The organism is Marinagarivorans sp. (genome assembly GCF_982758155.1).
In genome coordinates, this window is sequence record NZ_CEXWTU010000160.1 from 1 (window position 1) to 11,762 (window position 11,762).

The 11,762-nt window shown below is 48.4% G+C and carries 5 protein-coding genes; 1 reads left to right on the forward strand and 4 read right to left on the reverse strand.

Annotated features, from left to right (window positions below):
• Positions 1–174: 174 nt before the first annotated feature.
• The 4 genes from AC3A8L_RS15150 to mutS all read right to left on the reverse strand — a co-directional run bounded on the left by AC3A8L_RS15150 (position 175) and on the right by mutS (position 8,413).
• On the reverse strand, positions 175–2,544 hold the full coding sequence (locus AC3A8L_RS15150; protein WP_487963110.1) for a carbohydrate-binding protein: 2,370 nt from the start codon (positions 2,542–2,544) through the stop codon (positions 175–177).
• Between the two features lie 86 nt (positions 2,545–2,630).
• The gene (locus AC3A8L_RS15155) at positions 2,631–4,691 is read right to left on the reverse strand and encodes a di-heme oxidoreductase family protein (protein ID WP_487963111.1); all 2,061 of its coding nucleotides are present in this window, start codon (positions 4,689–4,691) and stop codon (positions 2,631–2,633) included.
• Between the two features lie 596 nt (positions 4,692–5,287).
• Positions 5,288–5,611: a ferredoxin FdxA gene (gene fdxA / locus AC3A8L_RS15160; protein WP_487963112.1), complete on the reverse strand. Its 324-nt coding sequence runs from the start codon at positions 5,609–5,611 to the stop codon at positions 5,288–5,290.
• A gap of 159 nt (positions 5,612–5,770) precedes the next feature.
• Positions 5,771–8,413 (reverse strand): DNA mismatch repair protein MutS, encoded by a 2,643-nt coding sequence (mutS, locus tag AC3A8L_RS15165; RefSeq protein WP_487963113.1) that lies wholly within the window; start codon positions 8,411–8,413, stop codon positions 5,771–5,773.
• Between the two features lie 221 nt (positions 8,414–8,634).
• Here mutS and AC3A8L_RS15170 point away from each other — a divergent pair, with 221 nt between their 5' ends.
• A complete protein-coding gene (locus AC3A8L_RS15170) occupies positions 8,635–11,487 on the forward strand; it encodes an Ig-like domain-containing protein (RefSeq protein WP_487963114.1) in 2,853 nt (950 codons plus the stop codon).
• Positions 11,488–11,762: the final 275 nt, after the last annotated feature.

Genomic DNA, 11,762 nt, shown 5'->3' on the forward strand with positions numbered 1-11,762 from the left:
GGGTTTGTGGGTGCTTGCTTGGCAAGGCGAAAATATGGCGTAATAGCCGGCTATTACAAATATTTCCAACGAAGGCAAGCGTGAACCCAGGAATTCAAAAGCGGGAAGTTATTTCATGCCCGCCCCTAAGGTCTTTCAAGTATTAGGTGTGAAGCTTTATTATTGCCTCGTCCCTTACATCGGGTAGGACCATGTGAAGCGCGATGATGGCCCCATCCAGTACTCGTTTGTGAGTGGGTTGTAGGTCACCGCTTCAATAGTATTTTCAGACGGCCTGAATTGGTAATAACGCGTAACGCCATTATTGTCGCATTGGTAGTCGGACATAATTTCGTGTACATCTTGGCCGTTATTATTTTTAAATACGTTGTGCCATTCTTGGTCGCAGTAATGCCCCGATATCATTAAAAAGACATTGGGGTTTTCTTTTGCGAGAGCAACAAAATCGCCATGATTAATGTCATGAGTAGAAATTATCGCGCGTTTTCCAGGGTTGGCTTTAAGGTGTTGGTTGGCCCATTGGTACTCGGCGGCATTCATTCCGTAGCCTATTGAAATTAGCATAAATTCTAAATTACCAGCTTCGAAAAAATTCAAATTATTTTCGTAACGCCCTTCGGGGTAGCTATCGATAAACCAAGGCTTATCTTCAAAGTGGGATACAGGGTATTCCTGATTAAATTTGTTCCAGCTATCGGCCCCTAGGGGTAAGTCGGTATCGTGGTTGCCCGGTGCAATGGACCACGCTAGGCCGGCATTTTCGATATCGGCCCAGCCTGTTTTAAAGCTGGCCCATTCGTTTTGTAAATCGGCATGGTCTACAACATCGCCTACATGGGCGACAAACTTAATATTGAGCGGGTCTTTTTGTGCGGCGATCCATTGTGTTTGCGCCGTGTATTGGCCAAAGGTAGAGCCCTTATATGAAAAGTCCATCACCATAAATTGGGTGTCCGGTACGACCATCAGCACAAAATCATCGTCATTTGTCGTGTCGTTTGTTGGCAAGCTATTCCAGCCGGCTTCTATTTGCTCTGTGGTAATACCACACCCTCCATCGTCACCAGCCTCTAAGCGGCGCGGTACAAAAATTTCATTCACATCACCCATTTGCGCAACGGCGCTAATGTTGGTTCTTGAATCATCCCAAAAAATAACCCGCGCACGATCGTTTGCGCTATCGGGGTTTAACCCGTAGTGGCGCATAATTTTTTGGATGCCTTCGGGTTTAGAAGTGTTGGGGTCCATGTGGTAGGCGCAGTTATCACAGTTCCAGTTAGCTTTGTTGTCGATGGCGGGATAGTTAATGGCTGAATTGGCGTTGGCGTAATGTGTTGAGGATAAAAATTCGGGGAATTGATTTTGGCTAACGATTGGGGCTACTTTATCGTTATAGTCCGTGGCTAAGGGGGCGTGGCTGGCTATGCCGATATAAGCATTGTTGGCCACACATTTTGCAATGGCCGCACGGGCATTAACGCCCAAGCATTGCTCAAACCAACCGTAGGTGGGTGCGCTATTGGTGCGGCAAAAGTAGTCACTATTATTTTGTGTTTGCGCACATTGGTGGCTAGAAAGGGTTAGGTCGTAATCGAAAATACACAGTGCAGGTTTATTGCCGCTGTTAGGCGGTGTGCCTAAGGTTGTAACGGTTACAGGGGCGGATGGTATCGCACCAATAGTATTACTGGCGGCCACCCAAAAAGTGTAGCTAGTGCCTGGTGTTAGCGCTGTAATATCGGCGTGCGTAGTGTTTGCAGGTAACGTAAGTTGTGGTGTTGTTGGCTGCGTAGTACCGGTGGAATAATAAATACTATAGGCGGTTTCGTTATTGGCATTATCGAACCAACTTAAGGTAGCGCCTTGCTCTGTGGTGGTAGCGCTTAGCTGTGTTGCGGGTGAAGGGGCGCCGTCTTCCATAAAATAAAAATAATCGATATTGGCAATGCCGGAACCGTTAACACCGACAAAATAAATATCGTGTAATCCTGTGGTCGTTTCACAGCTAAATGTTTGCTCGGTATACAGTGTCCAATCGTTGGTATTACTCGGTGTGATTTCACAAATAACAGGTCCGTTGATGTTATTTAGGCGCACATCAATTTGGCCACCAGAAGAATCTTTGGCCATGCTCAAACGAATGCTGTTTGCTTCTTTTAAACCGAATGCCACATTATTAAAAGCGATGTAAGACTCGGCATCAAAATAACCAACGGCACTGTCTTGCGTGACCAGCATGGTGTTGGCCTGGTCGCTATAGTCTTCGGCTTCTAAGCGCGTAAAAGCCGCTGGGGGTGGATTATTTTGGCTGGAGCTAGAATTGGCACTAGAGGCGACTGAGCTTGAATTTATTTCGCTGGATGAGTGACTACTGGAAACCGGCTGAAGTGAGCTTGCTGCACTGCTCGGCAGGGCTAGGCTACTGTTTTGCTGTGCGCTGCTGGTTTCGGTGGGGATTATCTCGCCACCACACCCGCTGATAAAACCGACGGCCAGCAACGATAGCCCCAATACGGTATTTGTACCTGTGGTTACCTTTTTCATGGTTAGTTTATTCTCAATTATTGTAGTCAGTGGGTGATGTCTTTTCGGCCTTGAAACCGCCGGCGTTTTCAGGTGCCCCCTTTTTGTTAAAGGGAATTCAAAAAAGCGATCAGCTGGTTGCGTTGTTCTAAGTTCATTTGTGTGAAGGTTTGGCGCGGAGCAAGGGCTTCGCCGCCGTGCCATAAAATAGCTTCACTGAGTGTGCTGGCGCGGCCATCGTGCAAATAGGATGCTGTTCCATTACCGACGGCGGCGGTTAGGCCTAAGCCCCACAAAGGTTTGGTACGCCATTCACGACCGTGTGCGTTAGGGGTACTTAAGTTGCTAGCTAAGCCATCGCCCATGTCGTGCAGTAATAGGTCGGTATAAGGGTGAATCGTTTGATTACGCAGTTCGGCAAAGGGGTGGTTGTCGCCAGTTTGTAGGCTGGGTAGGTGGCAGTTTGTACAGCCAATGGCGTTAAAAATTGCGGCTCCGGCGATCACATCACTGTGGCTAATATCGCGCCTAGGCGGTACGCCAAGTGTTCTCAAGAACGCGGTGATGTTGCTCAGTGTATTGTCATCGACTTCCGCCAACCCTTGGGGGGTAGGGAATAGTGAAGAGCTGACGCCCATATCGACATGTAGTGCGTTGGCGACTTGCTCTTGTAAGCTTGCGCGCTCGGCTTTCCAGCCAAAGCGGCCAACCTGTGGCGTGCCGTTGGGCGCGCTATTTACCAAGCTTAAGCGGCCAGAAATACCGTCGCCGTTGGCGTCTGTTGGGTCGGCTTGTTGGGCGAGCGTGTTTTCATCAATGGCTTCTAATAACCCCATGCCCACCAGTTGTGGCGCGGTACGTGCCGAGAACAAAGTAATGGGTTGGGCGCTGTTGAAGGTGAATTCAGGTTTGCGAAGCTTGTAAGGGGTGCCATCGGCAAAGGTGCCTTCTGTGTCAATGAAGTTGGTTAAGTTGATAGTCGCTTCCGCTTGGCCAGTAAGCGATTGAGTTTGCAGTGTAGTGCCGTAAGAGCGGTGCGGTATTGCATGGCCGTTGGCATCTTCTTCCGCGACCTTGAAAACCAGTTGCTGCGTAACCGAGCCAAGGGTAGGCGGTAGGCTGCGGCCGTTATTAACGTGACAACTGACGCACGATGGAGCAATAAGGTTGGGGCCGGCAAGATTTTTAATGTTCTCAAATACCCCGTTACCTTGCTCCGAGTGCTCGCCGGTGATGAAGCTGGAGTGAAAAAGGCGGCGCCCTTCGACAAAAGCTTGCGCATTTTGCGGGGCCATATTTTGTGCCATTTGTTGAAACGAACGCATGGGCTCGCCAGACAAATCGGCGCTTAGTGTGGTGTCGCCACCGCTAAGTGCTATGGCGGGTAGCGGCGCCGAGGCTTGCGCTAAGGCTCCGGCCACGGGGTAACCGCCGGTGGCATCCCACGCTACAGTGCCAGGGGTACCTAGTATTAACAGCCACGTACGCGAGTAGTAGTTGGCGTCGCCACGGTCTTCACCGACGCCATCGGTACGGTTTAAATTAATGGTGATTTCGAATTCCATTGGGCTGCCGGCTTTAACGCTGACTGGGGAGTTTGCGACCAGAGGCTCACGCAGGGTGTAGCGGTAATGATGTCGGCCGTCGTTGTATTCGTCAGTTACGGTGGTAAACAATACGCCGGCAAAATAATCGGCCACGGTGTTGCGCCCCGAAAAGAAAATGCGCAGTGTGAATACGGCATCGCCCTCAAAGGGGTGGTCGGTTGTTACATTGAAAATCACTTCGTTATCCCCGGATGGGGTTTTGTCGATAATTTCCATTTCGAAGGTGCGTTTTTCAAAATAAAAACGAGGGAAGCGTCTGTAGCGCATAAACGCTTCGCCGTCTTCTCTGGCGTGGCGCTCTCGTACCCGCTCGCCAAAATAGGTATAAGCAAAGCCGTTACGCAGAGTTTTAAGTGCAGGCTCTTGGGCTGTGTCAGCGGTGTATAAAGGCGTAAAAAACCCGTCGCCTGGATTATTCGCTGTCGAGCTACTCGTGCTGTTGGTGTTATTAGAACTATTCGTTGGCGCACTATTCGCACTGGATGAAGTACCCTCTTCGGGAGTGTCCACCATGCCGGGCGGGGTGGTTGTACCATCGCAGCTGGTTAGTATAAAAAGCATTAACCCAATACGAGTTAAGAGTGAAATGCTAATAGGTAGGATGGTGTGGCGCGGGCTTATCATCGGGCTCGTACTCTTGAATAAGAACAGACGCCTGAATTGTGCTGCGTGAGGCAAGCACTATCGCCCCAGTACAAGAAGAAGCCGGTATTGGCACGTGCCACTAGCTGATTTTTATGCTGCAAGTGGCACTTTTTGTTGCGCGATATGGGCGTTATTCTATAACGTAAAGTAGGACGTTTATTTGAGAGCGGCGTAAACACTGGGCTTCTAGAGGGGTTGTATGTAGCCTTTTACTCGTTATCGGCGGGGGGGCACAGCTTGAATTTAAGGGTAAAATAGTATTTGAATTGAGTCACAAAAATACAATATGTCGGAGTGTTCTGATATTGAATCTTGTAATTCCAGGCTGTATTACGGGGGAAGATAATAAAAGTTTAGCCCATTAGGCGGTGGGAATTTGGAGGTAAGCCTGCTTGTGCCCCTCGTCCCTAATTAACCGCGCACTGCAGGATTAGCGCCCACAAAAAAGGCCGCGGGTTAAAAACAGGCGGCCTTTTAGGTCTAAATGACTACAGCTAAATAACTAAAGAAGGTTAACGCTCTAAATGCGCAATTTTTCCCGGTACGCCATCCCATTCTTCGGCATCGGCAGGGGCTTCTTTTTTCTCGGTAATGTTTGGCCATACTTCAGCGAGTTCGGCGTTTAATTCCAAGAAGGCTTCTTGATCTTCGGGTAACTCATCTTCCGAGAAAATAGCATCTACGGGGCACTCTGGCTCGCACAGTGCGCAGTCGATACATTCGTCAGGGTGAATAACGAGTGTGTTTGGGCCTTCATAGAAGCAGTCAACTGGGCACACTTCTACACAGTCTGTGTGTTTACATTTAATGCAGTTTTCGCCGACAACAAATGTCATTGGATGAACCTCTATATTCGTCTGGTTGCGCTATAGCGCTGAAGTGGGCGGTTACAGGGTAATCGCCGCCTCGATAGGCGCTTGGCATTGTGGGTCTTAATTTTAAGCGCGATATTCTAACAGTTGCTCGCGGAAAGGAAAGTCTAACTGTACGCCGGCTTATACCATTTTCTTTAATTTATAGATTAGCTGCAGTGCATCAAAGGGGGTTAGCTGGTTTGGGTCACACTCGATAATGGCTTCTTCGGCGGCGCTAAGGGCGCTACCAAAAAGGTCGGGCTGCGGACCACTTGCTTTCGCTTTTGGTGTGGCAACCGCTTTAATGGGTTCTGGCGCTGGTGGCGCAGCAACGGGGGCTGGCTCAAAAACCGGTGCAGGGATGACCATGGGCTCTGGTGTGGGCTGCCCTTCTAGGCGGGCTAATTGGCACTGTGCATTGTAAATAACCGGCGCAGGAATACCGGCGAGCTTAGCCACTTGTAAGCCGTAGCTTTTACTGGCCGGACCTTCTTCAATGCTGTGTAAAAACACGATGTTATCGTTGTGCTCAGTAGCGCTTAGGTGCACATTATTCACCGTGGGGATTTGGTCCGCCAGGGTGGTTATTTCAAAATAGTGGGTTGCGAATAGGGTGTAGGCTTTGAGCTCTTTGGCGAGATGCTCGGCGCAGGCCCAGGCTAGCGATAGGCCATCGTAGGTACTGGTACCACGGCCGACTTCGTCCATCAGTACCAAGCTGTTGTCGGTTGCGTTATGCAGAATGTTGGCTGTTTCGGTCATCTCTACCATAAAAGTAGAGCGGCCCCCGGCTAAGTCATCTGACGAGCCTATGCGGGTAAAAATGCGGTCAACTAAGCTGAGCTCGCAAGCCTGTGCGGGTACATAGCTGCCCACTTGCGCCAGCAATACAATTAACGCGGTTTGGCGCATATAGGTCGATTTACCGCCCATGTTCGGGCCAGTAATCACCAGCATGCGGCGCTCGTTATTACACACCACGCTGTTGGGTACAAACGGGGTTTCCAGTACATCTTCAACCACCGGGTGGCGGCCATTGGTAATGTTAATGCCGGTTTGATGGCTAATGGTGGGGCAGCACAAATTAAGGTGTTCGGCGCGCTCGGCTAGGCCACACAGCACATCCAGTTCACTTACCGCCGCGGCGGCGTTTTGTAGTGCTAATAAATGCTTGTTACAGATTTCGATCAGTTCGTCGTACAGGGCTTTTTCGCGGGCGAGTGAACGGCTTTTAGCCGATAACGCTTTATCTTCAAAGGTTTTTAGCTCGGGCGTTATAAAGCGCTCGGCATTTTTAAGGGTTTGCCTGCGTTGGTAATCGGCGGGGGCTTTGTCGGCTTGCGCCGCGCTCATCTCAATAAAATAACCGTGCACGCGGTTGTAGCCCACTTTTAGGGTCGGTACGCCGGTGCGTTCGCGTTCGCGGGCTTCTAGGTCGAGCAGAAATTGGCCGGCGTTCGTGCTGATGTTGCGCAGCTCGTCGAGTTCGGCATCGTAACCATTAGCAATAACACCGCCATCGCGAATAACCACGGGCGGGTTTTCGATAATTGCTTTTTCAAGAGTGGCGACCAGCTCAGGGAATTCGCCCACTTGTTGCGCCAGTGTACCAAGGTGATGATTGTCGATATTCTTGAGCAGCGTTTGTAATTCTGGGAAGGCACCCACAGAGCTGCTTAAGCGCGATAAATCGCGAGGGCGGGCCGAGCGTAAAGCGATGCGCCCCAAAATACGCTCCATGTCGCCAATGTGTTTAAGTGGCTGGCGCAGCTGCTCAAACTGATAGTTGCTTAATACACTGGTAATGGCGCTTTGGCGGGCCAGAATGGTGTGCTCGCAGCGCAAAGGCTTGTGCAGCCAGCGCTTTAACAAGCGCCCACCCATAGCCGTGCAGGTGCTGTTCAATACGGAAAAAAGCGTATTTTCTTCGCCGCCGGTTAGGTTAATGTCTAGTTCTAGGTTGCGGCGGGTGGCGCTATCCATGGCAACGGTTTGGTCGATATTTTCAACGGCTAAACCGGAAAGGTGGGCTAAGTCGTTGCGTTGTGTTTCTTTGGCGTAGCCATAAAGGCAGCCCGCAGCGGCAATAGCGGCGTGCATATGGCCACAGCCAAAACCTTGTAAATCTTTGGTGCCAAAGTGTTCGCACAATGCGCGGTTGCCCTGCACGCTATCGAATTCCCAATCGGGGCGTTTACGGGTACCTGTTTTCGGTAAGGTACCTTCTTTTAAGCTGAGTAATTCGGGCACCAGTAATTCCGCAGGGCGCAAGCGCTCTAGCTCACCCAATAAGGCGGTTTCGCCAATGACTTCTAAAACACAAAACCGCCCGCTGCCCATATCCAAAGAGGCAATGCCAAAATGTTCGTCATTCTGCGCAATCGCTACCAGTAGGTTGTCGCGGCCAGCATCCATTAAGGCTTCGTCGCTTAGGGTGCCGGGCGTTACCACGCGCACTACTTTTCGCTCTACCGGGCCTTTGCTGGTGGCGGGGTCGCCAATTTGTTCGCAAATAGCTACCGAAATACCATTGCGCACTAATTTGGCCAAGTAACCTTCAGCCGCATGGTAAGGCAGCCCCGCCATCGGGATTGGATTACCGCCGGCTTTGCCACGCGCCGTTAAGGTGATATCCAACACGCGTGAAGCCAGCTTGGCGTCGTCAAAAAACACCTCGTAAAAGTCGCCCATACGGTAAAACACCAGCTCGTTCGGGTGTTCGGCTTTAATGCGGAAATACTGCTGCATCATGGGTGTGTGTTTAACGGCTTCGGTAGTGGACATGACTAATAGCTTCTCAAATAACGGCGGCTTAAAAACGAGGGCGGGGATTGTAACAAAGGATGGGGACAAGGTTGAGGTGTAATCGACAAAGGGAAATAAATAGAGGCACTTCTTGTCGAGGTACTCTGAGCGCTTTAACCGTTAGGATTTTGCTTGGCGTCTTTGTTTTAGAGTAAAATAGTCCACTTTGTAAATTAAAATTATTAAGGAGAGTTTGTTTCATGAAGAAGAAACAATTGGTAGCGTTGATGGCTTTAGCGGCCCTAATTAGCGCTTGCAGTCTTAGCGATGATGATAATGCCCGTATTGATCAAGCAGAAGACAATTTGGAAAAACTCGCACTAGAGCCTGTCATTACATACCCTGCAGAAAATTCTACAGTCAATATGATAACTGAGGTGAGAGTCGATACAGACGAGTCTGTTGACTATAAAAAATTAATACTACTAGTTAATGGTGTAGAGGTCGCGGAAGATACAGAAGCCCCTTATAGCTTCCAGTGGAACCCTTATTTTGCGGCTGATGGTAGTGAGGCTTCACTACTCGTTAAAGCTGTTACAACAAGTGGCAATTCTCTGCGCTCTAAGGCTACCAAAATGATTATTGACCGCTCTTTTGAGGTTAATCAATTCGTTTTGAGTGAGGTCAGCGGTGGTGAACCAACTAGAAGATCATTTCCATACGGTACAGCGGAAATTAGCCTCGCGTGGAATGAAATATACGGTGCTGATATGTATGAGTTGAGTGCTGGCGCTGAAGTGATAAGTTCAGAGGCTGCATTGGCCAATATTTCCTTAGTCGAAGGCGAAAATAGTACCCACATTCGAGCAAGAGCCGCTGGTCAATGGGGTCAATGGATTGAGCTTGGTACCTTTTGGGTGTACCCGCCTGAAGCACCAAATATCTCTGCCACATATGATGCTGGAGTGGTGCAGATTTCAACGACTTTTGCCGACGCCTTGGACCCTTCAGTAATTGCCTTGGTGGTTAATGGTGAACAAGCATTATTATTAGATGAGGCGCCTTTTGAGCTTTCATGGGATCCCTACTTTTGGGCTAGCGCGTTCAGTGTGGAGTGGTGGATAACGGCAACACTTTCTGACGGGAGAGTAATACAATCCGATTCGGCTATCCTTGATAAAGAGGCCTCAGGTGTATTTGATCGAATACAAATATCGTTACCTGAAGGCGGCCCTAACTATTTAGGGGTGGATGCATTATTGATCAATTGGACTGACCTGACCGGAGCTAGCCGATATGAATATGAGCTGGAGAACAGTTTTGAGGAGGGCGTGACTGAGGTCGCTTCGCAAAATCAGGTTCAGCTCATTGGTCTTGATGAGGGAGCATATTCTTTAAGGGTTAGGGCAATCGGTGTGGGTGAATCGTTAGGTGCGTGGAGCCGGGCAACGAGTTTTTCAATAGTCGCACCAGAAGCTCCAGTAATTACCAGCCCAGCGCAGAGCACATCTTTTTATAATGTATCTACTTTTGCGGTTGCCTGGGATCCAGTTGAAGGCGCTGTAGGTTACCAATACCGTACTAATAATGGTGAATGGGTTGCTGTTGCTGGCTTGACTGCGGAGGTACCTACTCCAAATGCGGGCTATTTCTCTATAGATGTTCAAGCCGTTGATGCTTTGGGGCGAACGGGTGAAACGGGTTCCGTAGCTATTGATGTTGCTGAACCAGAAGTTCCCGTCGTGGATGAAGTATTCGTTTCTTGGAATGAAGATAAATTCGATGTGAGTATTAATTGGATTGTTACTGAAGAAAATACTTATCAGGTGAGATGGGTTGGCCTAGAGGATATTTATGAAACAAGACAAAACTCCATAGTAATACCTGCCGCTATTGCGGGAAGCTATTCTTGGCAGTTAAAAGTTATCAATGCTGCAGGTCATGAATCCCAGTGGGTAAATCAGGGGCCATTAAATGTCGGCGTTTTTAGGACAGAATTGGGAGGCAGCAAAGATGAATATGGCCGCCAGCTATTGCGTTCGAATATGGGGGGCTATTTGGTCTTGGCAAGCACTACTTCGAGAGAGCTAGATTTATCTGTAAAAATTGATAGCAATCAAGCTGCACCATGGCTTTTGAGATTTGATGAGAGTGGAAATGTCATTAATGAAATTATATTGCCCTCGCCTGAGCGCATAGAAGGTATTGTCGAGGATGGGGCCGGCAATATTTATTTGGCGGGCTATAACTGGCAAGAAAAAAATGGATTAGTATATAAACTGAGCCCAGATTTTGAATTACTTTGGAGGCGTGAATATGTTAGTGAGGCTTCAACTGATCGATTTGATATTACTTCTATAGTGAGTTGGGGCGACGGATTGGTGCTGGCTGGCTCGACGTGGAAGACTGAGGGTAATACTACATCAAGAGATAGCTACGAATTATTTCGCGTGAACATCGAAGACGGTGCTATAACTCAGCGTCAGCCTTTGGTTGGGTTATCTGATGATGAGAGCGTTAAAATTGATTCTATTTCTCAATTGAAAGTGTCTCCGAATAATGAACTATTGATAGGGGGAACGTTATTGCCTGAGGATTCTGAATTCTATGAGTATCGTGCGTTTGTAGCTCGAATGAATGCGGAATTTATTTCTACTGATCGTTGGGTTTCTGAGCCATATACTTTTGGAAATGTTGGCGATATGGTTTTTAATTCGGTAGATGAACGCTTATATATTATTGGTCAAGCTGACTTGGGTGATATTGCGCTTGCAGTATTAGATGCTGCTAATCTGGAGGAACTTTATGTAGAGGCCAGTTATACCGGAGAGTTTTTTTATGAATACGGTACTGGTATAAGTAGTAATAGAGAAGGCGGAGTTCTAACCCTATTGTCCGACAGTGAAAAATACACCTCCCCGCGGCCAATGGTAATTGTTGAGTATGACGAGCTATTACTGGAGATAAGCCGAACATACTTGATTGAAGAGCGCGGCTACACTGCAGAAAGTGCTATCCTGCGGAACCCTGATGGGTCTGTAACTATCTTATTTAGTCAGAAAGATAGTGGCAGTAACAATAATCAGCTCGTTTTAAAAAGATTCTCTTATTGAGAGTGTTGTGAATAATTAAAGTGTAGAGGCCGCAGCAGGTGAATGCTGCGGCGCTCTCTATACTTAAAATCACCTAATTTCAGTTGGTCAGTTTTAGCTGTGGTAGTTATATGGCCTCCAATATTCTGTATTATCTTTTCTTCTGACGAAGTGTTGTTATCAAGTGCAATAAGGCAATTTTGGTCTGGTTGTGAACAGTCGAAGGTTTTACGCACCAGGGATAAGGGACGAGGAAACAATATTTCATCCACTAATGCTTGATCTCGACCTCCTTA

Excerpts from the sequence above, each read along its gene's own strand:
- AC3A8L_RS15150 (WP_487963110.1), bottom strand. The coding sequence starts at position 2,544 with ATGAAAAAGGTAACCACAGGTACAAATACCGTATTGGGGCTATCGTTG.
- AC3A8L_RS15170 (WP_487963114.1), top strand. The coding sequence starts at position 8,635 with ATGAAGAAGAAACAATTGGTAGCGTTGATGGCTTTAGCGGCCCTAATT.
- AC3A8L_RS15155 (WP_487963111.1), bottom strand. The coding sequence starts at position 4,691 with ATGCTTTTTATACTAACCAGCTGCGATGGTACAACCACCCCGCCCGGC.
- fdxA (WP_487963112.1), bottom strand. The coding sequence starts at position 5,611 with ATGACATTTGTTGTCGGCGAAAACTGCATTAAATGTAAACACACAGAC.
- mutS (WP_487963113.1), bottom strand. The coding sequence starts at position 8,413 with ATGTCCACTACCGAAGCCGTTAAACACACACCCATGATGCAGCAGTAT.